General features: G+C 69.6%; 15 protein-coding genes. 9 read left to right on the top strand and 6 right to left on the bottom strand.

From position 1 onward, the window contains the following. Window positions 1-41: 41 nt before the first annotated feature. Window positions 42-2849, bottom strand: a complete 2808-nt coding sequence (locus ACQVBX_RS02925) for a S8 family serine peptidase (RefSeq protein WP_431636410.1) — start codon at window positions 2847-2849, stop codon at window positions 42-44. Window positions 2850-3052: 203 nt separating this feature from the next. Between ACQVBX_RS02925 and ACQVBX_RS02920 the strand changes: the two genes are divergently transcribed. Both ACQVBX_RS02920 and ACQVBX_RS02915 read left to right on the top strand, forming a co-directional pair. Beyond that, window positions 3053-4237, top strand: a complete 1185-nt coding sequence (locus tag ACQVBX_RS02920) for a thiolase family protein (protein WP_431636409.1) — start codon at window positions 3053-3055, stop codon at window positions 4235-4237. Between the two features lie 162 nt (window positions 4238-4399). Continuing rightward, window positions 4400-4819, top strand: a complete 420-nt coding sequence (locus ACQVBX_RS02915; RefSeq protein WP_431636408.1) for a hypothetical protein — start codon at window positions 4400-4402, stop codon at window positions 4817-4819. 171 nt (window positions 4820-4990) lie between these two features. Here ACQVBX_RS02915 and ACQVBX_RS02910 read toward each other — a convergent pair whose 3' ends face one another. The 5 genes from ACQVBX_RS02910 to ACQVBX_RS02890 form a co-directional block, all read right to left on the bottom strand. Next, window positions 4991-7468: a TonB-dependent receptor gene (locus ACQVBX_RS02910; protein ID WP_431636407.1), complete on the bottom strand. Its 2478-nt coding sequence runs from the start codon at window positions 7466-7468 to the stop codon at window positions 4991-4993. A 46-nt stretch (window positions 7469-7514) separates the two neighbouring features. Then, complete coding sequence (locus tag ACQVBX_RS02905; protein ID WP_431636406.1) at window positions 7515-9539, bottom strand: tetratricopeptide repeat-containing sulfotransferase family protein; 2025 nt, start codon at window positions 9537-9539, stop codon at window positions 7515-7517. Between the two features lie 62 nt (window positions 9540-9601). Continuing rightward, a complete protein-coding gene (locus ACQVBX_RS02900) occupies window positions 9602-10996 on the bottom strand; it encodes a M20/M25/M40 family metallo-hydrolase (protein WP_431636405.1) in 1395 nt (464 codons plus the stop codon). Next, window positions 10993-12195, bottom strand: coding sequence for a 3-oxoadipyl-CoA thiolase (gene pcaF, locus ACQVBX_RS02895; RefSeq protein ID WP_431636404.1), 1203 nt, complete (start codon window positions 12193-12195; stop codon window positions 10993-10995). Before pcaF ends, ACQVBX_RS02900 begins: the two co-directional genes overlap by 4 nt. Further along, window positions 12188-13006, bottom strand: a complete 819-nt coding sequence (locus ACQVBX_RS02890) for an IclR family transcriptional regulator domain-containing protein (protein WP_431636403.1) — start codon at window positions 13004-13006, stop codon at window positions 12188-12190. Before ACQVBX_RS02890 ends, pcaF begins: the two co-directional genes overlap by 8 nt. 104 nt (window positions 13007-13110) lie before the next feature. Here ACQVBX_RS02890 and ACQVBX_RS02885 point away from each other — a divergent pair, with 104 nt between their 5' ends. From ACQVBX_RS02885 to ACQVBX_RS02855, 7 genes are read left to right on the top strand one after another with little or no spacing between them, the layout of a single operon-like run. Then, entirely contained in the window at window positions 13111-14430 is a 1320-nt protein-coding gene (locus ACQVBX_RS02885) for an aspartate aminotransferase family protein (RefSeq protein WP_431636402.1), read from the top strand. 10 nt (window positions 14431-14440) lie between these two features. Further along, window positions 14441-16024, top strand: a complete 1584-nt coding sequence (locus ACQVBX_RS02880; RefSeq protein ID WP_431636401.1) for an aldehyde dehydrogenase family protein — start codon at window positions 14441-14443, stop codon at window positions 16022-16024. A 10-nt stretch (window positions 16025-16034) separates the two neighbouring features. Continuing rightward, window positions 16035-16892 carry a CoA transferase subunit A gene (locus tag ACQVBX_RS02875; RefSeq protein ID WP_431636400.1) on the top strand — a complete coding sequence of 286 codons (858 nt, stop codon included), beginning with the start codon at window positions 16035-16037 and terminating at the stop codon, window positions 16890-16892. Next, on the top strand, window positions 16889-17674 hold the full coding sequence (locus tag ACQVBX_RS02870) for a CoA-transferase subunit beta (protein WP_431636399.1): 786 nt from the start codon (window positions 16889-16891) through the stop codon (window positions 17672-17674). Before ACQVBX_RS02875 ends, ACQVBX_RS02870 begins: the two co-directional genes overlap by 4 nt. A 15-nt stretch (window positions 17675-17689) precedes the next feature. Continuing rightward, window positions 17690-19021: an acetyl ornithine aminotransferase family protein gene (locus ACQVBX_RS02865; RefSeq protein ID WP_431636398.1), complete on the top strand. Its 1332-nt coding sequence runs from the start codon at window positions 17690-17692 to the stop codon at window positions 19019-19021. 2 nt (window positions 19022-19023) lie between these two features. After that, window positions 19024-21579, top strand: coding sequence for a CehA/McbA family metallohydrolase (locus ACQVBX_RS02860; RefSeq protein WP_431636397.1), 2556 nt, complete (start codon window positions 19024-19026; stop codon window positions 21577-21579). Then, window positions 21576-23612, top strand: a complete 2037-nt coding sequence (locus ACQVBX_RS02855) for a prolyl oligopeptidase family serine peptidase (protein ID WP_431636396.1) — start codon at window positions 21576-21578, stop codon at window positions 23610-23612. The genes ACQVBX_RS02860 and ACQVBX_RS02855 overlap by 4 nt, the downstream gene beginning before the upstream one ends. Window positions 23613-23623: the final 11 nt, after the last annotated feature.

Here is a 23623-nt window from a genome sequence, read left to right as displayed (position 1 = left end):
CGATGCGGGCCGTTTTCGTTACACCGCAGCGGCAGCGGCGGTCAGAACGTCAGCCGGTAGTTCACCGTCGCCATGCGGGCATGGTCGCGCTGGCCCAGGTACTGATCCACGCCGAGCCCGAAGTGGCTGCGCGGCGAGAGCGTCCAGTCCAGCCCGGTGCCGATCATGCCGCCGTAGCGCGCGATGCCGATGCCGCCCACCGGCGCCCATTGGTCCACGCCGGTGAAGCTGGCTTCGAACACATCCCCACGCAGGCCGAACGCGCGCTGCCATTGCATGTGGCTGGTCCACTCCAGGCGTGAGCCGTTGCCCAACGTCCAGCCGCGGCTGGCGCGCAGGCCGACGCCCGCCTGCCAGCGCGCGATGGTCTGCGAGGGTGTCTTCAGGCCGAAGCCGCTGCCACCGGTTTCGCTGAAGGCATCGCGGCGGATCTGCGCGTACTGCAGGTTGGCGTAGGGCGTGACATGCATGCCGCCGACGCCGAAGCGGTAGCCGCTTTCGCCGTAAGCCACGCCGTAACGGCCGTTGGTGTTGCTGGCCACGCCGGCGCCGAAGCTGCCCAGCTGCACGGCGCGGCGCATCGTCTCGCGGTAGTGGCCCACACCGAAGCGGCCTACCGCGTACCAGGCGTTCTTCACCACGCCGCTGTAGAGCATCGCTTCCATCGCGTGGCTGCGGCCTTGGTCGGCCGACTCGGCCAGGCGACCCAGGCCATCGGCCTGGCTGATTGCGTAGCCGGCGAAGCCGTTCGCGCCGAGACGACGATCCGCACCGGTCATCCAGCCGCTGAGGTCCACGCCCACGTTGCCGTAGCCGGCGCGCGACATCGAGCCGTGATAGCCCAAGTTCTGGCTCCAGGCGCTGGCCTGCGAGCCGTCGAGCAGTTGGTCGACGTGGTCGGACAGCGCGCGCGTGCCCGCGTCGATCGCCTCGAAGGTCATCGCCGCGCTAGCCGCATGTAGCTGGCCGGACAGGCTCTGCAGCGAGCTCTGCAGCGCGGCCGAGCTCATCACGTGCTGCAGGCTCGCGGCGCCGGCGACGAAATCGCTAGCCGCCGGGGCGGCCGTGCCCACCCCGGCGAACTGGGCATTGAGCTGGTCGAACGCACCCTGCACGCGCTGCGCCGCACCGAACGAGGCCGCCGTGTAGCTGGTGCCCGATACCTGCGTGACGTTCACCTGCGACACGTCGAGCCAGGCGCTGCTGGCGTCGTAGTTGAGCGTGGCGGTGAGCAGCACGTTGCTCGGCTTGTTCAGCGCGTCGAACGTGCCGCTCAAACCCTGTGCCGCCGTGAGCACGGTGGTGTGCGAGTTGATCGTGTAATTGCTGTTCTTGTCGTAGACGTAGAGGTCGCCGCCGTTGAGCGTGGCGGTGCCGCTGACGGTGAGCGAGGAGCCCAGCGACAGCGCGAGCCGGCCGCCGGCCTGCTGCACGTAGTTGCCGCCCACGGTGGTGCCGCCGGCGTTGCCCAGGTCCAGCGTGCCTGCGTTGGTGACGTTGCCGCCGACGTGGTTGGCGCCGAAGGCGGCGAGCGCGGCGATGTCCACGCTGCCGGCCAGCGAGTCGGCGACCAGGCCGCCGCCCTGCACCTGGGTCAGACCGGTGTAGCTGGAGGGTTGGCTCAGCGTGAGCGTGCCTGAGCCCTGCTTGATCAGGCCGCCGGCGCCGGAGATCGGGTTGTCCCAGCTCGATGACCCGGTGAAGCTCACCGTCACGTCGCCCCAGTTGAACTGCGCCGGCCCCTTCACCGCCTTGCCCACGTCAAGCAGGCCGTAGCCGAAGGTGGCATCCACGCCGGGCGCGCCAAGATCCTTGGCGGTGCCGAGCAGGGTCTGCCGTACCAGGTCGTTGTTGAAGTACGGGAACGCCTGCCACACGTCGGCTGCCGCGCCGGCCACCGCCGGCGTGGAGAACGAGGTGCCCTGCACGAAGTAGTAATCCGGGTTGCCGGCCGTGTCGTTGGCACCTGTGATGATCACGTCGCCCGGTGCCACCAGGCAGTAGTTCATCGCCTTTCCGCAGGCGTTGGAGTAGGCGGCTAGTTGCTGCTTGGCCGGATCCACCGAATCGAGCGCCGCCACCGCCAGCCAGCCGCGCTCCAGGTCGGGCGCGTAGTACGGAATGGCAGCGGTGTCGGACGGTTCGGTGAGGCCTTCGTTGCCGGTGGCGAACACCACCAGGCCGTCGTGGTCGATCACGAACGGACGGAATGCATTGGCGAAGGCGGTACCCACCGCTGCGGCGTTGGACGGGTCGAAGTACAGCCCGCCCCAGGAGTTGTTCATCACCTGCACGCCCTGGCCGATCAGGTCCGGTAGCAGGGTCTGGCCGAAGAAGTCCGCGTCGGACGGCTCGACCTTGTTGCCCTGGCCGGTGCCGTCGTCCTTCGGCGGCTTGTCGTTGATGATGCGCGCGGACACCAGCGTGGCGTCTGGCGCGATGCCACCGGGCCACTGGCCGAACGGACGCCCCGCGGCGATCTGCGAGGTCCAGGTGCCGTGACCGACCACGTCGCCTTTGGTGGTGTCGTTGGTGGTCGGATCCACGTACACCAGCAGCGCCTTGACCCGTCCGGCCAATGCCGGATGGTTCGGGTTGATACCGGTGTCGACCATGCCGATGGTGACGCCTGCACCGGTGAAGCCGGCCGTATGCGCCGCATAGGCGTCGGTGAGGGCGAGATGCGCGTCGATGGCCGGCTGCGGCTTACTTGCCGGAGGGGCAGGCGGCGGTGTGCTGGCGGTGGGCCGCACGTTGCCGCCCCCGCCGCCACAACCGGCCAGCCCGAGGGCGGCGGCAATCATCAATGGCATGCGGCGCGGCGACGGCGCCCGTCCTTGCTTGCTCATGGTTGGATCCCCTGGAGACTGATTTGGCTGGAACGCACCGGCTCCCTGCCGATGTAGGTTCCACGCAAATACTGGCACAACACCCCACCCCTCGCCGTGGCGCAGGCCTAGAAACGCAATGGTTTGCTGCCCTCCTGCGGCGGCTGCGATAATCGACCGGTTCCCACCGCGCCATCGCGCCCCAGGTATCCCCGGAGAATTCCATGTCTGACGTCAGCGTTGTGATCGCCGGTGCCAAGCGCACCGCCATCGGCTCCTTCCTCGGCCAGTTCACCGGCGTGCCCACGCCCAAGCTCGGCGCCACGGCCATCAAGGCAGCGCTGGAGCAGTCCGGCGTCGCTGCCGCCGATGTCGGCGAGGTGATCATGGGCTGCGTACTGCCGGCCAACCTGGGCCAGGCCCCCGCGCGCCAGGCTTCGATCCACGCCGGCCTGCCGCTGTCGGCCGGCTGCACTACCATCAACAAGGTGTGCGGCTCGGGCATGAAGGCGATCATGCTCGGCCACGACCTGATCAAGGCCGGATCGGCCAGCGTCGTCGTCGCCGGCGGCATGGAGTCGATGACCAACGCCCCGCACATGGTCAACGCCCGCACCGGCATCCGCTACGGCGACGGCCAGCTGGTCGACCACATGGCCTGGGACGGCCTGACCAACCCGTACGACGGCAAGGCGATGGGCGTGTTCGGCGAGCTGTGCGCCGACAAGTACCACTTCACCCGCGAGGAGCAGGACGCGTTCGCTACCGCCTCGGTGAACCGCGCGCTGGAAGCGCAGAAGAGCGGCGCCTTCGCCGACGAGATCGTTCCGGTGACCGTGGCCGGCCGCAAGGGCGACGTAGTGGTGGATACTGACGAGCAGCCCGGCCGCTCCGACGTCAGCAAGATCCCGACCCTGCGCCCGGCGTTCAAGAAGGACAACGGCACGATTACCGCCGCCAGCTCGTCCAGCATCTCCGACGGTGCCGCCGCGGTGGTGCTGCTCTCGGCCGACGACGCCAAGGCCCGCGGGCTGGCGCCGCTGGCGCGCATCGTGGCGCACGCCACCCACTCGCAGGAGCCGGAGTGGTTCACCACCGCGCCGGTGGGCGCGATCCAGAAAGTGCTGGCCAAGGCCGGCTGGAAGGTCGAGGACGTGGACCTGTTCGAGATCAACGAGGCGTTCGCCGTGGTGGCGATGACGCCGATCAAGGAGCTGGGCATTTCGCACGACAAGGTCAATGTCAACGGCGGCGCCTGCGCACTCGGCCACCCGATCGGCGCCAGCGGCGCCCGCCTGGTGGTGACCCTGCTCAACGCGCTGAAGGTGCGCGGTCTCAAGCGCGGTGTGGCTACGTTGTGCATCGGCGGCGGCGAGGCGACGGCCATTGCGGTGGAGCGCATCGACTGAATCGTCACGCGCCCGGATCGACAATCCGGGCGCCCCTCAAGGCTGATGCTTAACAGACGCGTTAATGGGCATTACGGCGTATCAAGAAAGCGGTAGCGACTTTCACGGGAAAGAGCTATTAATACGCGGCCACACGGCATTCCACGGCAAAGGAGATCCACTATGAAGTTCACGCGTACCCTTCTCGCCTCCGCGCTCGTCGCGCTGCTGGCGGCTTGCAGCAACGGCGCGCAGGATTCCGCGCAGGACGCCCAGAAGTCCGCTGACCAGGCTCAGCAGGCTTCCGACAAGGCCCAGCAGGCTGCTGCAACCGCCCCGACGGCGGCGACCGAGCAGGCGGCTGACCAGGCCAAGATGGCCTCGGACACGGCCTCGATGGCTGCCGACCAGGCCAAGCAGGCCGCTGCTGCGGCTTCCGCTGGCGCCCCGGCGTCGAGCATGACCGCTTCCGGCGACGGCATGATGAAGGATGCCAAGGACGCTGCCTCCAACGCTGCGAACCAGGCCGACAAGGCCGCGGACGCCGCCAAGGACGCCGCCGACAATGCGAAGGACGCCGCGAAGGACGCTTCGGGCAAGTAATTCGCCCGCGGTTCTTTCGACGCAGAAAACCGGCCACCCTCGGGTGGCCGGTTTTTTAATGGGCGGCAGTAAAAGGAAGGCGCCTCCCCCGTTCCCGAAAAATGACGCACATGAAAAAGAAGCCCCGGTTTGCACCGGGGCTTCGACGTCGCTCGCGGACGTCCCTGCTGACTAGAAGTCCTGGGTAAAACGAATGCCGATCGTGCGCGGCTGGTTGGTCACCGTATAGACCTGTCCATTGGGGTATTGCGGCACCACGCCGTGCGCCGCGCATACCGACTCGGCGCACTCGGTGTACTTGTACAGCGAGGCGCGTTTGTCGAACACGTTGTTGATGTACAGGTCGACCGAGAAGCTGCTCCACTTGTAACCGCCGGAAAGATCCAGCGTGGTGTAGGCCGGCAGGTCACCCACCAAGCTGTTCTCGAGCGAGCGCAGGTCCGACCGCCGCTTGCCCACGTGCACCACCGCACCCTGCACGAACGCCTCGTTGTTGCCCACATCCCAGGTGTAGCGAGCCACCAGGTTGCCCTTGAACTTGGGCGTCACCGGCAGCTGGCTGCCCTTGGCGGCCTCCGGCGTGGCGCAGTCGGTGACCGGCGTGCCGTTGGCGTCGGTATAGCCGCAATAGTTCGCCGTGAGCTTGGCGTCGTAGAACGCCAGGCCGCCGCTCAGCTGCAGGTTGTAGGTGGCCGCCCAGTTCAACTCCGTCTCCAGGCCACGCACGCGGGCCTGATTGGCGTTACGGATTTCGGTCAGGCCGTTGGCGCCCAGGATGCTGAACTGGAAGTCCTTCCATTGCTCCTGGAACACCGACCCGTTGAACGACAGTCGGTTGTTGAGCCAGGTGGTCTTCCAGCCCAGCTCGTAGTTGGTGAGGTAGTCCGACTTGTAAGGCGGCAGCGAGCCGCGACGGTTGATGCCGCCGGGGCGATAGCCTTCCGAACGCGTGGCGTACACCAGCTTGGTGGGCGTGATGTTCCAGGTCAGGTTGACCTTGCCGAGCGAGCCGGTTTCCTTGACGTTCTTGTTGAAGTCCAGGCACGGCGCGCCGTGGAACGGCGTGGGCGAGATGCAGCCCGCTTCGCCGTAGCTGGAGCTCGGCGAGTAGCCCGAACTGAAGCCGTAGAAGCCGCCCAGGCTATTGTCGGCGCGGAAGTAGCGCCCGCCCACGGTCGCGGTGAGGGTGTCGGGGATGAGGTCGTAGGACAGCTCACCGAACACCGCCTCGTCCTTGTCCGTACGCACCTGCTCGGTCAGCCACAGCGTGCTCGGCCAGCCGGGCACCGAGAGCGAATCGGCCAGGCTGTCGATCTTGTAACGCTGCTCGATGTCGTGCACCGACTTTTCCCAGAACAGGCCGGCCACCAGCCGCAGGCGGTCCTCCTTCGGCGACGCCAGGCGCAGCTCGTGGCTGTCCATGGTGTAGTGGTCTTTGCCGATGATGTACTGCGAGGGGTTGGTCGGCACGCCGGCGTTGTCGTAGATGTACGCGCCGTAGCCGGCGAGCGTGTCGTACCAGAACGAATAGTCGCTGTAGTCGTTGTGCTCTTCCTGGTCGCGCTTGAGGTGCGCGTAGGCATAGGTCAGGTCGAAGTTGCCGATCTTGCCCTGCACCGTCATCGCCGCCTGCCACCAGCGGTCGGTGGTGCGCTCGGGATAGAAGTGGGTGATCGACAGGTCGCCGACGGCCGGATCGCTGGCCATGTTGCCGTTGGCGATGGTCTTCTGGCCCATGAGGGTGCCGTTGATCGACCAGTCGTCGCTGAGGTCGACCTTCAACGCCGCGCGCGCGCCGTTGATGTCGTTGTTGTTGTAGTTCTTCTTCGCCGCATGCGTACACACCAGCAGGCTGCTTGGCGTGCACGAGGGCGCGTTGCTGACGGTGCCGCCCCAGGTCGGGTAGGTGCGTGTGCCTGGCACGTTGTCGACGTAGCCGGCGTCGCGCTCGTGCCAGCCCACCAGGCGGATCGCCGCGGTCTTGGACAGCGGCACGTTGACCATGCCCTCGACCACGTGGCCGATACCGCCGTTGGCGACGGAGTTGATGCCGGCGCTGTAGCTGGCGGCGAAGCCGTCCGGGTCGGGCTTGTTGGTGATGATGCGCATGGCGCCGGCCTGCGCGCTGGCGCCGTAGAGCGAACCCTGCGGACCGGCCAGCACCTCGACGCGGGCGATGTCGTACATGTGGATGTCGAGCGGTCCGGTGACGGTGGTCACCGGCTGCTCGTCCAGGTACACGCCCACGCTGGGACGCGAACCGGAGTGGTTGCCATCACCGCCGCTGGCGATGCCGCGCATGTAGATCTCGGAGAAGCCCGGGCCCAGGCTCTGGTACGACACGCTGGGCAGGTACTTCACGTAGTCGTCGAAGTTGGCGATATGCAGCTGCTCGATCTTCTCCGTACCCAGCACCTGGATGCTGATCGGCACCTTCTGCAGGTTCTCCGTGCGCTTCTGCGCGGTCACGGTGACGGTGCTGAGCTCGGCCACCTTCTGGTCTTTCGGCGGTGCGGTGGACGACGGTGCGCTGGCATCCTGGGCGAACGCGGGAGCCGCGATGGCCAGGCAGATGGCCGCGGCCAGCGGCATGCGGGACAGGCGCCTTCGCGCGGCCCCGCGGATGATGGTGTTGCTGTGGCGATGCATCAGTTCCCCTCCCTCTAAAGAGTGACTATCCCCAAACGGTCGTTGACTACGTTCCCTCTTGTGCTGGCACCGCGGGATACATCCGCAGCACCTCTCCCAAACCCTGCTCGAGCGGCGCCAGCCACGGCGCGTAGTGCCGCCACTGGTCCATGCCCTCGCGATAGATCGGCCGGCGCACCTGCTCGGAGCTGGCGGTACGTACCGGGCGCTCGTTCTCGAAGAAGCGCAGGCACGCCTCCTCGAACGGCAGCCCGCAGTGGGCCAGCAGCCGCCGTACCTCGCCTTCGGTGTCCTCCACCATCCGCTCGTAGATCACCCGATGCACGCGACCGGGCAGCACGGCATCGAAGTGCGCCATCAGCCGCACGTAGTCCGTGTAGTAGCGCGCGAGATCGTCCAGCCGATAGCTGAAGCTCTGGCCGCGGGCGAAGTGCTGCTTGAAGCCGGAAAAGCAGCAAGCCATCGGGTGCCGGCGCGCGTCGATGATGATCGCGTTGGGCAGCATCAGCTGGATCAGCCCGATGTGCATGAAGTTGTTCGGCATCTTGTCGATGAACAGCGGTGCCGAAGTCTTGCGGTGGATGCGCGTGTGCGCCAGGTAACGCTCGCCCAGCTCGCGCAGCGCATCGGCGTCGAGCCGCGCCAGGGCCTCGTGGTACGGCATCGCGCCGCCGCCCTCGGCCTGCTCGCGCAGCAGCCGGGTGATCGAGGTCACCTCGGGCAGCTCCATCGTGCCTTCCACCTGGCTGTGGCTGGAGAGGATCTGCTCGATCAGCGTGGAACCGGAGCGCGGCAGGCCGACGATGAAGATCGGGTCGCGCGCAGCGCTGCCGCTGCCGGCGCGCGCGGCGAAGAACTCGCGCGTGTACTGGCGACGGATGTGCTCGACCCGCGCGTGCGTCTCGGCCGGGTCATAGTGCAGCTGGGCGTGGCGGCGGGCGTTGCCCGCGGCGTAGTGGTCGAACGAGGCCGCGTACTCGCCGGCATCCTCCAGTGCCTTGCCCAGGGCGAAATCCAGATGCAGGCGATCGTCGTCGGACAGGTCCGTACGCCCCAGCTGGGCGCGCATGGTCGCCACCTCGTCGTCCGAGAAGCGGAACGTCTTGAGATTGGCCAGGCTCCACCACACCTCGCCGAACGACGGCTGTATCGCCAGCGCCCGGCGATACGCCTCGATCGCGCGCGCGGTCAAGCCGGCGGTTTTCAGGGCGTGGCCGTAGCTCATCCACACCTGCGCGTTGCCCGGGTACTCGGCCAGCAGCGCGGCGTAGAGATCGATCGCGGTGGCGTAGTCGCCGGTACGGCACAGCACCACGGCCTTGAGGTTGCGATGGGCGGGATGCTCCGGCTCCACCGCGAGCAGGCGCTCGATCTCGACCAGCGCCTGCTCCGGCTGGTTGCTCCGATGCAGCAGCAGCGCATAGTTCTGCCGCGCGGCGTGGAAGCCCGGCGCCAATTCCAGGCAGCGTTCGAGCAGCTGCCGCGCCTCGTCGGCCTTGCCGATCCGCGCCGCCAGTTCGGCGAACATGCGGATCGCCGCCACATCGGTGGGCATTTCGCGCAGGTGCTCGCGCAGCAGGCGTTCGGCATCGCCGATGCGCTCGCCGGCCAGCGCCGCGCCCGCGGCGAGCAGCCGCGGATCGTTGGCGCCGTGGCGGACGTGCTTCACGTAGGCCTCGCCGGCGGCCTCGCGTTCGCCCATCGCGTGCAGCTGATCGCCCAGCAGACGCCAGCCCTGCGGGAGATCCGGCGCCAGTGCGAGCGCGTGGCGCAGGGCGGCGACCGCCCCGGCCGCCTCACCCAGCCGCGCGCAGGCCAGGCCCAGGTCGAAGTGTGCCGGCGCCCAGGTCGGTTGCGACTGGGCCAGCGGCTCGAGAATGTCCAGCGCGCCGCGGGCATCGCCCTGCGCCGCCCGGGCCGCCGCCAGCAGATGCAGCGCGGCCGGATGACCATCCACTGCATTCAGGATCTCGCGCGCCTGCTGCTCGGCCAGTGCCGGATCGCGTTCGAGCAGACGCGCCGCGTGCGCCAGCGCCTGCTCGAACGTGCCGGTGGCAGCGGTCGCCGTCATCGGGCGACACCGCGCGGTCGAGGGGCGGGCACAGGCATGGCACGTGGCATCGCTGCGGCTCCTTACAGGTTTTTCAGCAATCTATAGTTGAAGTCGAGCGACCGGTAGTAGGAGTCCACCAGGATGCGTTCGTCCTGTCCGTGCGAGCGGTCGTCGTCGACGTCGTAGGAAATTCCGTTGAACACGTACGACGGCATGCCTGCGGCGCGCAGGAACACGCTGTCCGATGCGCCGGCCGACATGTACGGCGACACCGGCATGGCCTGCCCCCACACGTCCTTGGCCGTCTGCGCGATCTGCGCGAACAGCGCCTTGTCGATCGGGCTCGGCGGGCTGGCCGGTGCGGGCGCCACCGGCGCCACCGCGATCTGCGGGTCGGCCAGCGCCTGGGTGATTTTCGCCTGCACCGCGGCCGGGTCCTCGCCCGGCAGGATGCGGCAATTGACCGTGGCGCGCGCCATCTGCGGCAATGCGTTCTCGGCGTCGCCGCCGGCCAGCAGGGTCGGCACGCAGGTCGTGCGCAGGTGGGCGTTGTTGTACGGAGTGGACGCGGCCAGCCGCTGCATCGCCGCCGAATCCGACGGATCGTGCGCCACCGCGCGCATGTCCCTCGCCGCCTGGCCGGTGTAGAGCGTGGCCAGCCGCGCGTAGTAGCCGCGCGTGGCGGAGTTGGTGTGCAGCGGAAAATCGAGCTGCGACAGCCGCATCAGCCCCGCGGCGAGTCGGTAGATCGCGTTGTCCGGCGTCGGCAGCGAGCTGTGCCCGCCGGGGTTGCGCACGGTCAGCGTGTAGCTGGCATAGACCTTCTCGGCGGTCTCCACCGCCACCACTTGGGTGCGTCCGTGACGGATTTCCGGGCCGCCGCCGTCGACGTTGATCGAATACTGCGAGCGGATCAGCTCCGGCCGATGTGCCAGCAGCCACTGCACGCCGTTGGACTTGCCGTCCTCCTCGCCGGCGGTGAGCGCGAGGATGTAGTCGCCCTTCGGCTTGAAGCCCTCCTGGTGGAAGCGCAGCAGCGTGGCCACCAGTCCGGCGCCGCCGCCCTTGATGTCCATCGTGCCGCGGCCGTAGAAGTAGCCGCCCTGCTCGGTCAGCTTGAACGGCGGTAAGTGCCAGTCCTGCGGCAGCGCCTCGACCACGTCCAGGTGCGCCAGCAGCAGGATCGGTTCGCGCTGGCCCTGCCCGCGCAGGCGCACCACCAGGTTGCGCCGCTTCGGATCGTCACCCACCACCTGCACGTCCGCCGCCGGAAACCCGGCCTTGAGAAAACGCTGCGCCAGCGCCTCGGCCAGCACGGTGGTGCTGCCGTGCTCGGAGGTGGTGTCGGTGCCGACCATCTGCACCAGCAGGTCATGCGCCAGCGCGTGCTCGGCCGGCGGCACCGTGTCGCCGGCGAATGCGCCCAGCGGCAGCAGGGCCAGGGCGATGAGGAAGGTGACGCACGAACGCTTCATGGACTCTCCAGCGCCAGGGCCAGCCCCTGGCCCACGCCGACACACAGGCTCACCAGCGCGCGTTGCTGGCGATGCCGGCGCAGCGCGAACGCCGCCGTCATCGCCAGGCGGACCCCGCTGGCACCGAGGGGATGACCGAGCGCGATCGCACCGCCGTTGGCGTTGACGTGCTCGGCGGCGTCGGGAAGGCCGAGCGCACGCGTGCACGCCAGCACCTGCGCGGCGAACGCCTCATTGATTTCGATGCGGTCGAAGTCGGACATCTCGCGGCCGCTGCGCGCCAGCAGCTTGCGGATCGCCGGCACCGGGCCGATGCCCATCACCCGCGGCGCTACGCCGGCCGAGGCCATGCCGGTGATGCGCGCCAGCGGCGTCAGGCCGAGACGTCGCACGGCATCGTCCGAGGCCAGCAGCATCGCCGCGGCGCCGTCGTTGAGGCCCGAAGCGTTGCCGGCGGTGATGCTGGTGTCCGGCCCCAGCAGCGGCTTGAGCGCGGCCAGTTGCGCATCCGTGGTAGCCGGGCGCGGATGCTCGTCCAGCGCGACCTGGCCGGCCGCGCCATCGGCGCGCAACGCCACCGGCGTGATCTCCTCGGCCAGCCAGCCCTGGCGCTGCGCATAGGCGGCGCGCCCTTGGCTGCGCAGCGCATAGGCATCCTGGCTGGCGCGGTCGATGCCGTGTTCGCGCGCCAGGTTTTCGGCGGTCTGGGTCATCGAGTCGACGCCGTAGCCGGCGCGCATGCGCGGGTTGATCAGGCGCCAGCCCAGCGTGGTGTCTTCCAGCTGCTGGTTGCGGGCGAATGCGTCGTCGGCCTTGGCCAACACGTACGGCGCGCGGGTCATGCTCTCCACGCCGCCGGCGATCACCAGCTCGGCTTCGCCGCAGGCGATCGCCCGCGCGGCCTGGCCGATCGCCTCCAGCCCCGACGCGCACAGCCGGTTGACGGTGACGCCGGGCACCTCGGCCGGCAGCCCGGCCAGCAGCGCCGCCATGCGCGCCACGTTGCGGTTGTCCTCGCCGGCCTGGTTGGCGCAGCCGAGGATCACTTCGTCGATCGCCGCCGGGTCGAGCCGGGGATGACGCGCCAGCAGCGCGGCGATCGGTTGGGCGGCCAGATCGTCCGCGCGCACCGCAGCCAGCGCGCCGCCAAGGCGGCCGAACGGCGTGCGCGTGGCATCGATCAGCCAGGCATTACGCATAGGCGTTCTTCATCGCCAGATGGGGTAGCCAGCCGCCGCGGGCGATCGTCTGCTCCACCGCCGCCTGCGTCTCGCGCAGCGCCGGCAGGATCTCCCTGGTCGCGCGCTTGTGCGCCTCGTCGCTGTACGGCATGCCGACGTTGAGCGCGGCGACCGTGCTGCCGTCGGCCGCGCGGATCGGCACGGCGATCGAACACAGCCCGTGTTCCAGCTCGCGCGATACCAGCGCGTAGCCCTGCTTACGCACGCGCGCCAGCTCGGCCTTCAGCGCGCTGACCGTGTGCAGGGTCTGCGGCGTGTAGGCACGGAAGGTCTGGCCCTTCATCCACGCGACGAGCGCGTCGTCGGCGAGGTCGGCCAGAATCGCGCGCCCCATCGAGGTGGCAAACGCCGGCAGCCGCGCGCCCACGCCCAGCGCCACGCTCATCACCCGGCGCACCGGCACGCGCAGCACGTAGACGATGTCGGTGCCGTCGAGCACGGCCATCGAACAGCTTTCGCCGATGCGATGCGACAGCTGCTCCAGGCTCTGCTGCGCCAGTTCGGTGAGGTCCAGCGAGGTGAGGTAGCTGTAGCCCAGTTCCAGCACCCGCGGGGTGAGGAAAAAGCTGCGCCCGCGGCTGCCCACGTAGCCCAGGTGCTGCAGCGTCAGCAGCAGCCGTCGCGCCACCGCACGCGACAGTCCGGTGCGCTCGGCCACCTGCGACAGGCTCGGGCTGGACAGCTCGCGATCGAACGCGCGCAGCACCTGCAGGCCGCGCGCCAGCGACTGCACGTAGTCGGGACTTTCCTCGAAAGGTTGGGAGGCCATCGTCTCGCTCAGATCCATTGACAGGCCGAGCGTAGAAGCATTCCAATGAGTTCGCAATACGAATTCTTGTTCGATTATCGAACATTTCTCAGGGGAGAAAGCGCGTGAGCAACGAACGCGACAGCGTGCTGCACAGCTGGTGCGTGCCATCGCAATGGCAGGCGCCCACGGTCGTCAGCGGACGCGGCGCGTACCTCGAGTTGGCCGACGGTCGGCGCATCCTGGACATGAGCAGCCTGGCCGAGTGCAGCAACCTCGGCCACCAGCATCCGGCGGTGGTGCAGGCGATCCGCGAGCAGGCCGAGCAGCTGTGCTTTGTCACCGCCGCGTGGGGCGCCGAACCGCGCAAGGCGCTGGCCGAAGCGTTGCTGGAAAAATCCGGCTTCGCCGGCGGCCGGGTGTTCTTCACCCTGGCCGGCGCCGACGCCAACGAGAACGCGGTGAAGTTCGCGCGCCTGGCGCGCGGGCTGCCGCGTGGACGCATCGTGGCGCGCGAACGCTCCTATCACGGCGCCAGTTACGCCGGCATGGCGCTGTCCGGCGACGCGCGCACCAGCGACCAGGTCGACGCCCAGACCTTCGGCGTGCTCCGCGTACCGGCGCCCTACGCCTACCGCTGCCCGTTCGACAGCACCGACGACGACAGCTGCGGCCGCCTCGCCGCCGATGCCGTGGGCGAGGCGATCGACCACGCCGGCGCCGACACCGTCGCCGCCGTGCTGATGGAGCCCAACGCCGGCACCAACGGCATCGTCGCCCCGGACAGCTACTGGCCCGCCCTGCGCACGGCCAGCCGCGAGCGCGACGTGCTGCTGATCGCCGACGAGGTGATGAGCGGCTTCGGCCGCTGCGGCGAATGGTTCGCCTGGCAGCGCCACGGCGAAGCCGGCCGCCCCGATCTGATGACGCTGGCCAAGGGCCTCACCGGCGCGCACCTGCCGCTGGGCGCGGTGGTGCTGTCGGCCGAGGTCTATGCCCGCCTCGCCGACCGGATGCTCTACACCGGCCTCACCTACTGCGGCCATCCGCTGGCCTGCGCCGCCGGCCTCGCCGCCGTGCGCGCCTACGAGGACGAGCAACTGATCGAACGCTCGCGCCGGCTCGGCGCCGCGATGTTCGCCGAGCTCAAGGCGATGCAGGCACGCCACCCGGTGATCGGCGACGTACGCGGCGGCCACGGCCTGTTCGCGGTGATCGAGCTGGTCGCCGACCGCGCCAGCCGCGCACCGCTGGCACCGTGGCCACAGTCCCCCGCCACGCTGGGCGCACTGCTTCGCGAGGCGATGGACGAAGGCGTCTCGCTGGCCGCGCGCGGCAACCTGCTGATCCTCGCGCCGCCGCTGGTGATCGAGGAAACCGCGCTGGCCGACGCGCTGGCGCTGATCGACCGACTGCTGGGGAAGCACTTCCCCGCCCACGCCTAACGAGGTCCCCATGAGCTTCCGCCTCACCTACGCCACCATGTACGACCCGCCGGAAGCCATGCACGAACGCTTCGAGGCCGCGCTGGCCCGCGTCTCGGCAGCGCTAGGCGCGCGCCACGGCCTGTTCATCGACGGCCGGGATGTCGAGGCCGAGCATTCGGCCGACCGCCGCGCTCCGTTCGACAACACCCTGCAGTTGGGCCACTTCGCGCTGGCCAACGAAACCGATGCCGATACCGCCATGCGCGCGGCCCAGGCCGCCTACCCCGCCTGGCGCGCCACCCCGGTAGCCGAGCGCGCGCGGCTGATGCGCCGCGTCGGCGACTTGCTGGAGGAGCGCGTCTACGACATCGCCGCCGCGCTGGTGCTGGAGGTCGGCAAGAACCGCATGGAGGCGCTGGGCGAGGCGCAGGAAACGGTGGACTTCTTCCGCCACTACGCGGACGACTTCGAGAGCCACGCCGGCTACCACCACACGCTGCCCGACGATCCGATCGACGGCGTCGTTTCGCACAACGCCAGCGTGATGCGCCCGTACGGCGTGTGGGTGGTGATCGCGCCGTTCAACTTCCCGCTGGCGCTGGCCGGCGGCCCCACCGCCGCGGCGCTGGTCACCGGCAACACGGTGGTGGTGAAAGGCGCCAACGACACGCCGTGGGCCGCGCGCCTGCTGGCCGACTGCATCCGCGACGCCGGCCTGCCGCCGGGCGTGTTCAATTACCTCTCCGGCAGCAGCCGCGAAGTCGGTGCGGCGCTGGCGCAGCACCCGCGGGTGGCCGGCCTCACCTTCACCGGCTCGGTGGCGGTCGGCCGCCAGTTGATGCAACAGATGGCCGGCGGCGCCTGGCCGCGGCCGTGCGTCGCCGAGATGGGTGGCAAGAACCCGTGCATTGTCACCGAGCACGCCGACCTCGACGACGCCGCCGCCGGCATCGTGCGCTCGGCCTTCGGCATGAGCGGGCAGAAATGCTCGGCGCTGTCGCGGCTGTACGTGCACGAGCGCGTCGCCGACGCGCTGATCGAGCGCCTGCGCCAGCGCATCGGCGCCCTGCGTATCGGCGACCCACGCGAGCGCGATCACTGGATGGGCCCGGTGGTCAACGCCACCGCCTACGGCCATTACCGCCAGTACATCGACGAGCTGGAGGCCGGCGGCGCGACCGTGCTGGCCGGTGGCCGCCGGCTGGGCGAAGGCACCGGCGGCCCCGCGGAACTGGCCCGCGGCTTCTTCGTCGAACCGACCCTGGCCGAAGCGCCGTTGGCGCACCCGCTGTGGCAACAGGAAATGTTCTTGCCGATCCTCACCCTGCACCGCGTGCGCGACCGCGACGAGGCGATGCACCTGGCCAACGACACCACCATGGGCCTCACCGCCGGCTTCTACGGCGGCGCCGACGAGGTGCCGTGGTTCCACGAGCACATCGAGGCGGGCGTGACCTACGCCAACCGGCCGCAGGGTGCGACCACCGGCGCATGGCCCGGCTACCAGCCGTTCGGCGGCTGGAAGGGTTCGGGCTCCACTGGCAAGGCGATCGCCTCGTTCTATTACCTGGCGCAGTACCTGCGCGAGCAGTCCCGCACGGTGGTCGAGTGAGCGCACACGGATGAGCTGCCAGCACCTGCAACTTGCCGAGGCCATCGAGCTGTTCGTGCACGACGGCGCCAGCGTCGCGCTGGAAGGCTTCACCCACCTGATCCCGTACGCCGCCGGCCACGAGATCATCCGCCAGCGCAAGCGCGACCTGCACCTGATCCGCATGACGCCGGACCTGATCTACGACCAGCTGATCGGCATGGGTTGCGCACGCATGCTCACCTTCTCCTGGGGCGGCAACCCGGGCGTGGGTTCGCTGCACCGCCTGCGCGACGCGGTGGAGCACAGCTGGCCACGTCCGCTGGAGCTCAACGAGCACAGCCATGCCGGCATGGCCGCCGCATTCACCGCCGGCGCGTCACGGCTGCCGTTCGGCATGCTGCGCGGTTACATCGGTACCGACCTGCCCGCGCACAATCCGAACATCCGCCGCGTCGCCTGCCCGTTCACCGGCGAGGCGCTGGCCGCGGTGCCGGCGATCAACCCGGACGTCACCATCGTGCACGCGCAGCGTGCCGACCGCGCCGGCAACGTGGCGATCGACGGCATCGTCGGCGCCGCACGCGAGGCCGCACTGGCGGCAAAGACGCTGATCGTCACCGTGGAGGAGATCGTCGACGCGTTGCCGCCGGCGATGAACGCCATCGTGCTGCCGCACTGGACCGTGAGCACGGTGGTGCATTGCCGCGGCGGCGCCTATCCGTCGTACGCGCAGGGCCACTACGCGCGCGACAACGCCTTCTACCAGCGCTGGGACACGATCGCCCGCGATCGCCAGCGCTTCCTCGACTGGATGGACCACCACGTGCTCGGCACCCGCGACCACCACGCCTTCCTCGCCTCACTGCAGGCGGAGACCGCCGCATGAGCGCCTGCACCCGCGACGAGTGGATGACCGTGGCCGCCGCGCGCCTGCTCGGCAACGACAGCGTGTGCTTCGTCGGCATCGGCCTGCCCAGCGCCGCCTGCAACCTGGCCCGGCTCACCCACGCGCCGGAGATCGTGCTGATCTACGAGTCCGGCACCATCGGCACGCGGCCGGACGTGCTGCCGCTGTCGATCGGCGACGGCGAGCTGGCCGAGACCGCCGCCTGCGTGGTGCCGCTGCCGGAGATCTTCAGCTACTACCTGCAGGCCGGGCGCGTGGACGTGGGCTTCCTCGGCGCCGCGCAGATCGACCGCTTCGGCAACCTCAACAGCACCGTGATCGGCCCGTACGAGCTGCCGTCCACGCGGTTGCCGGGCGGCGGCGGCGCGCCGGAGATCGCGCTGCATGCCAGGCAGGTATTCGTGATGGCGCGCGCCACCCCACGCAGCTTCGTCGAGCAACTGGATTTCCGCAGCAGCGCCGGCTTCCTCGACGGCCACGGCGCGCGCGCCCGCGCGGGCCTCCCCGGCGGCGGCCCGCGTGCGGTGATCACCGACTTCGGCATGCTCGCCCCGCACCCGGAAAGAGAGGAGCTGCAGCTGGTCGCCCTGTTCGAGGGCGTCAACGTGGACGAAGCGCGCGCCGCTATCGGCTGGCCACTGCAGGTGGCTGATCGCATCGACACCATCACCCCACCCACGGCGCGCGAACTCGACACCCTGCGTGCGCTCAACGCCCGTACCCGCGAGGCGCACGCGCGCCCCGTGCACATCCCTCTCTGACGCAAAGGTTCTGCCGTGAACGCCCACATCAAGACCGCCCTCCCCGGCCCCAAGGCGCAGGCGATGATCGCCCGCGACGCCGAAGTGATCTCGCCCTCGTATCCGCGCGACTACCCGTTTGTGATGTCGCACGGCCGCGGCACCGAGGTGTGGGACGTGGACGGCAACCGCTTCCTCGACTTCATGGCCGGCATCGCCGTGTGCGCCACCGGCCACGCGCACCCGCAAGTGGTCCAGGCGGTGCAGGGCGCCGCGGCGAAATTCCTGCACATCTCCAGCGATTACTGGCATGAGGAAATGACCGGCCTGGGCGAGCGCCTGGCCGCGGTCGCGCCGATGCAGACCCTGGCCGGCGAACCGGCGATGAGCTTCATCTGCCAGTCCGGCACCGAGGCGGTGGAAGGCGCGCTCAAGCTGGCCCGCTACGTCACCGGGCGGCCGCGCTTCATCGGTTTCCTCGGCGGCTTCCACGGCCGCACCTTCGGCTCGCTGTCGTTCACCTCGAGCAAGTACACCCAGCAGAAAGGCTTCTCGCCCACGCTGGCCGGCGTCACCCATGTGCCCTACCCCAACCCGTACCGCCCGCTGTTCGCCGGCGACGACCAGGGCGCGGCGGTGCTCGACTACATCCGCATGCTGTTCCAGCGCAGCGTGCCGCCGAGCGAAGTGGCGGCGATCCTGATCGAGCCGATGCAGGGCGAAGGCGGTTACCTGACGCCGCCGGACGGCTTCCTCGCCGGCCTGCGCGCGCTGTGCGACGAGCACGGCATCCTCTTGATCTTCGACGAAGTGCAGTCGGGCATCGGCCGCACCGGCAAGATGTTCGCCTGCGAGCACTGGGGCGTGGCGCCGGACATCCTCACCTCGGCCAAGGGCCTGGGCTCGGGCCTGCCGATCGGTGCGGTGATCGCCAAGAAATCGATCATGTCTCAGTGGAAGCGCGGCGCGCACGGCAACACCTACGGCGGCAACCCGGTCACCTGCGCCGCCGCCAACGCCACGCTGGACCTGGTGCGCGGCGGCCTGATGGACAACGCCGCCCGCGTCGGCGACCACTTCATCGCCCGCCTGCGCGAACTGCAGAAGGACTACCCGTGCATCGGCGAAGTGCGCGGCAAGGGGCTGTGGATCGGCATGGAGCTGGTGGAGAACGATGGCAAGAAGACGCCCGCCACCGCCCTGTGCGATGCGGTGATCACCCGCGCGTATCACAACGGCCTGCTGCTGCTTTCCTGCGGCACCAGCACGGTGCGCTTCATGCCGCCGCTCACGGTGAGCACCGCCGAAGTGGACGAGGCGATCGCGCTGCTGCGCACCAGCCTCGACCAGGCACACGCCGGAGCCTGAGCATGAAACGCCTCGCGAACGCCGCCCCCGTCCTCGCCACCTTCCTGGTCATGATGTTCGGTGCGGCGCCCGCGCAGGCCGCGCGCGAACCCGTGCTCAAGCAGGTCGACCTGCCGCACAGCTACTACTGGCGCGAGCTGTACCTGCCGCAGCTCACCAGCGGCCCGTCCTCGGCCAGCTTCCTGCCGGACGGCAACACGCTCGTCTACAGCATGGGCGGCTCGCTGTGGCGCCAGCGCATCGGCGACGCCAGCGCCACTCAACTGACTCATCCCAAGGCCGCCTACGACTACCAGCCCGATGCCTCGCGCAACGGCCGCAGCGTGGTGTTCACCCGCTACGACGGCAACGCGCTGGAGCTGTGGCGGCTGGACATGGCCAGCGGCCGCGAGCAGCGCCTCACCGACCAGGGCGCGGTGAACGTGGAGCCGCGGCTGTCGCCCGACGGCAAGCGGCTCGCCTGGGTGTCCACGCAGGGCACCGGCCACTTCAACCTGTTCCTCGCCGACATCGACACCGCCGGCCTGCACCACCCGCATCTGCTGCTGGGCGAGCGCAAGAGCACGCTGGACCGCTACTACTACTCGGCCTTCGACCACGCCATCAATCCGTCCTGGTCGCCGGACGGCAAGACGATCTACTACGTCAGCAACCCGGAGATCGGCTGGGGCACCGGCGACCTCTTTGCCGTGGATGTCGAGCACCCCGCGCAGCGTCGCCGCGTGCTGAGCGAGGAAACCAGCTGGAGCGCGCGGCCCGAACTGGCGCCGGACGGCAAGCGCCTGCTCTATTCCAGCTACCACGGCCGCCAGCACCAGCAGCTGTGGCTCACCACCGCCGATGGCGCCGCACCGCTGCCGCTGAGCTTCGGCGCGTTCGATCGCCGCAACGCGCGCTGGTCGCCGGACGGCTCGCGCATCGCGGTCATCGACAACCGCAACGGAGACACCGCGCTGCGCGTGATCGAGACGCTGGGCGGCGCCAGCCAGGACGTGGTGGCGACGCAACACCACTACCGGTCGCCGCAGGCGAAGCTCACCCTCGACATCGTCGACGAGCACGGCCAGCGCACGCCCGCGCGCGTGGCGATCGTGGCCGGCGACGGCCGCGCCTATGCGCCGCCGCACGCCTGGGTTTCGGCCGATGACGGCTTCGACCGAACGCTGCAGCACACCGAAACGCACTACTTCCACTGCGCGCCGCCGTGCACGCTGGACGTGCCAGCCGGCAAGGCCGCGATCTGGGTGCAGCACGGCTTCGCCTACGCGCCGTGGCGCCGCACGGTCGACCTCTCGAACGGGCAGCAGGCAAAGCTCACCGCCACGCTGGTGCCGGACGCGCTGCCGGCCGCCTACGGCCACTTCGTCAGCGCCGACCTGCACATCCACATGAACTACGGCGGCCACTACCGCAACACGCCGGCGCACCTCGCGCTGCAGGCGCGCGCGGAAGACCTCGACATCGCCTGGGACCTGGTGGTGAACAAGGAAGAGCGCGTGCCGGACATCGCCAGCTTCCGCACCGACGCCGACCCGGCCAGCACCGCGCAGACCCTGGTGCTGCACGGGCAGGAGTACCACACCAGTTTCTGGGGCCACCTCGGCCTGCTGCACCTCGATGACCACTACATCACCCAGGGCTACTCGGCCTACCGCCACACCGCGATGGCCAGCCCGTGGCCGACCAATGCCGCCGTGGCCGACCTCGCCCACGCGCAGGGCGCCCTGGTCGGCTACGTGCATCCGTTCGACGTGCTGCCCGACCCGCAGCACGATCCGGTGCTCAGCAACGAGCTGCCCGCCGACGTCATCGAAGGCAAGGTCGACTACATCGAGGTGATGGGCTTCTCCGACCACAAGGCCACCGCCACCGTGTGGTACCGCCTGCTCAACCTCGGCCTGCGCCTGCCCACCGGCGCCGGCACCGATGCGATGGCCAACTACGCCTCGCTGCGCGGCCCGGTCGGCATGAACCGCGTGTTCCTCGACACCGGCGGCCAGCGCGACGTGGGCAGTGCGCTCGCTGCGCTGAAGGCCGGCCACGGCTTCGCCAGCAACGGCCCGCTGCTCGGCTTTCTGCTTGACGGCGCCCGGCCCGGCACGCAACTCGCCCCGGGGCGTCATCACTACCGCGTGGCGCTGCGCTCGCCCGTCGCCGTGGATCACCTGGAACTGGTGCACAACGGCCAGGTGGTGAAGACCTTCACGCTCACCGGCGACCGCCGCCATCTCGACGCCGAGGGCGATCTCGACCTCGACGGCGGCTGGGTGCTGCTGCGCGCGTGGAACGACGGCGCCGATCCGCAGGTGCTCGACCTCTACCCCTACGCCACCACCAACCCGGTCTGGCTGGGCGACCACGTGCTCGCGGCCAGCGCGCGCGACGATGCGGCGTGGTTCGTCCATTGGATGGATCGCACCATCGAGGCCGCCACGGCACGCGACGACTACAACACCGCGGCGGAGAAGCGCATGACGCTGGACTACCTGGGCAAGGCCCGCGAGGCCTATCGCGCACTGGCCGCCGGCAAGCCGTCGACGACGGAAGCCGGCCGATGACGCTCCGCCTGCCGCGCCTGGCCCTGCTCGCGCTGGCGCTGTTGCCGCTGGCCGCCTTCGCCGCCGACACGACGCCGTTCACCCCGGCCGACCTCAACCGCCTCGCCGTGCTCGTCGACCCGGCGCTGTCGCCCGACGGCCGCTGGCTGGTCTACACCGTCACCACCACGAATGCCGAACGCGACCAGCCGCAGTCGGACCTGTGGCGGGTGGGCTTCGACGGCCGCGCGCGCACCCAGCTCACCCACACGCCCGACGCCGACGAATCGCAGGCGCAGTGGTCCGGCGACGGCCGCTTCATCGCCTTCCTCTCCGACCGCAAGCCCGCCGGCGGCAAGGACGACGACGACAACGGCACGCAGGTCTGGACGATGCCCGCCGACGGCGGCGAGGCGCACCAGGTCACCCATCTCCCCGCCGGCGTGGAGGAGTTCGCGCTCTCGCCGGATGGCAAGCGCCTCGCGGTGATCGCCTTCGACCCCGAGCGCCCCGCCGGCACACCGAAGCCGAAGAACCCGCCGCCCATCGTCACCGACCGCTTCCAGTTCAAGGACGACGATTCGGGCTGGCTGGGCGCGCGCCACAAGCACCTGTACGTGGTCGACCTCGCCAGCGGCGCCGCCACCGAACTCACCCCGGGCGCGCACGACGAGCAACTGCCGGCGTGGTCGCCGGACAGCCGGCAGATCGCCTACGTCACCCGGCGCGGCGCCGACCCGGACCGCACCCTCAACTTCGACATCTACGTCATCGACTCCCGCGCCGGTGCGCAAGAACGCCAGCTCACCACCTTCCCCGGCTCCGACCTCGATCCGTACTGGGCCTCGCGCCCGGCTTGGTCGCCGGACGGCAAGCGCATCGCTTACCTGCAGAGCGGCGAGGACCATTGGATCTACTACGCGCCCTGGCAGCTGGCGGTGATCGACGTCGCCAGCGGCAAGGCGTCGATCCCCGCGCCGATCGACCGCTGCTTCACCCATCCGCACTGGTCGCCGGACGGGCGCAGCGTGTACGCGCTGATCGAGCAGGCCGAGGTCACCCACCTGGCGCGCATCGACGTGGCCAGCGGCAAGGTGACCGAGCTGACCCATGGCGACCGTTTCGATGTCGACCTGTCGGTGGCGCGCGACGGCCGCATCGCCGTGCTCGGCGGCGACGACCTGCACCCGTACAACCTCTCCGCGCTCGATGGCGGGCACCTGCGTCCGCTCGCCGACCACAACGAATGGCTGGCCGGCAAGCAGCTGGCAAGCACCGAGACCCTGCACTTCACCAGCGCGGACGGCACCGCGCTTGACGCGCTCTTGGTGAAGCCGATCGGCTACGTGAAGGGCCGGCGCTACCCGACCATCCTGCGCGTGCATGGCGGTCCGGTGTACCAGTTCAGCCATGAGTTCATGGAGGACTGGCAGGTCTACGCGGCCAACGGCTTCGCCGTGCTGGCGGTGAACCCGCGCGGCAGCTCCGGCCGCGGCTTCGACTTCGCCAAGGCGATCTATGCCGACTGGGGCAACAGGGACATGCAGGATCTGCTGGCCGGCGTGGACCATGCAATCAAGCTCGGCGTCGCCGATCCGGATCGGCTGGGCATCGGCGGCTGGAGCTACGGCGCCATCCTCACCGACGAGGTGATCGCCCGCACCACCCGCTTCAAGGCAGCGATCAGCGGTGCCGGCACCGGCAACATGTACGGCATGTACGGCGATGACGAGTACGCCCGCGAATACGAGCTGGAACTGGGCACGCCGTGGGCCAACCGCGACGCGTACGACCGCGCCAGCTACCCGTTCCTGCACGCCGACCGCATCACCACGCCCACGCTGTTCCAGTGCGGCCAGATCGACTTCAACGTGCCGTGCATCGGCGCCGAGCAGATGTACCAGGCGCTGCGCTCGCGCGGCGTGCCAACGCAACTGGTGGTCTACCCCGGCCAGCACCACGAGATCAGCGTGCCGAGCTATCTGCTCGACCGCATGCGCCGCAACCTCGCCTGGTACGACCGCTTCCTCAAGACCGCAGGCAGCACGCCGTGAGCCGGGCGACC

Origin of the sequence: Dyella thailandensis, assembly GCF_050749815.1 — a bacterium.
In the GTDB taxonomy this organism is placed as follows: domain Bacteria; phylum Pseudomonadota; class Gammaproteobacteria; order Xanthomonadales; family Rhodanobacteraceae; genus Dyella_A.
Note: the sequence above shows the minus strand (reverse complement) of the source record. Positions and strands in the feature narration are given on the sequence as shown.

Excerpts from the sequence above, each read along its gene's own strand:
- ACQVBX_RS02925 (WP_431636410.1), bottom strand. The coding sequence starts at position 2,849 with ATGAGCAAGCAAGGACGGGCGCCGTCGCCGCGCCGCATGCCATTGATG.
- ACQVBX_RS02920 (WP_431636409.1), top strand. The coding sequence starts at position 3,053 with ATGTCTGACGTCAGCGTTGTGATCGCCGGTGCCAAGCGCACCGCCATC.
- ACQVBX_RS02915 (WP_431636408.1), top strand. The coding sequence starts at position 4,400 with ATGAAGTTCACGCGTACCCTTCTCGCCTCCGCGCTCGTCGCGCTGCTG.
- ACQVBX_RS02910 (WP_431636407.1), bottom strand. The coding sequence starts at position 7,468 with ATGCATCGCCACAGCAACACCATCATCCGCGGGGCCGCGCGAAGGCGC.
- ACQVBX_RS02905 (WP_431636406.1), bottom strand. The coding sequence starts at position 9,539 with ATGACGGCGACCGCTGCCACCGGCACGTTCGAGCAGGCGCTGGCGCAC.
- ACQVBX_RS02900 (WP_431636405.1), bottom strand. The coding sequence starts at position 10,996 with ATGAAGCGTTCGTGCGTCACCTTCCTCATCGCCCTGGCCCTGCTGCCG.
- pcaF (WP_431636404.1), bottom strand. The coding sequence starts at position 12,195 with ATGCGTAATGCCTGGCTGATCGATGCCACGCGCACGCCGTTCGGCCGC.
- ACQVBX_RS02890 (WP_431636403.1), bottom strand. The coding sequence starts at position 13,006 with ATGGCCTCCCAACCTTTCGAGGAAAGTCCCGACTACGTGCAGTCGCTG.
- ACQVBX_RS02880 (WP_431636401.1), top strand. The coding sequence starts at position 14,441 with ATGAGCTTCCGCCTCACCTACGCCACCATGTACGACCCGCCGGAAGCC.
- ACQVBX_RS02875 (WP_431636400.1), top strand. The coding sequence starts at position 16,035 with ATGAGCTGCCAGCACCTGCAACTTGCCGAGGCCATCGAGCTGTTCGTG.
- ACQVBX_RS02870 (WP_431636399.1), top strand. The coding sequence starts at position 16,889 with ATGAGCGCCTGCACCCGCGACGAGTGGATGACCGTGGCCGCCGCGCGC.
- ACQVBX_RS02860 (WP_431636397.1), top strand. The coding sequence starts at position 19,024 with ATGAAACGCCTCGCGAACGCCGCCCCCGTCCTCGCCACCTTCCTGGTC.
- ACQVBX_RS02855 (WP_431636396.1), top strand. The coding sequence starts at position 21,576 with ATGACGCTCCGCCTGCCGCGCCTGGCCCTGCTCGCGCTGGCGCTGTTG.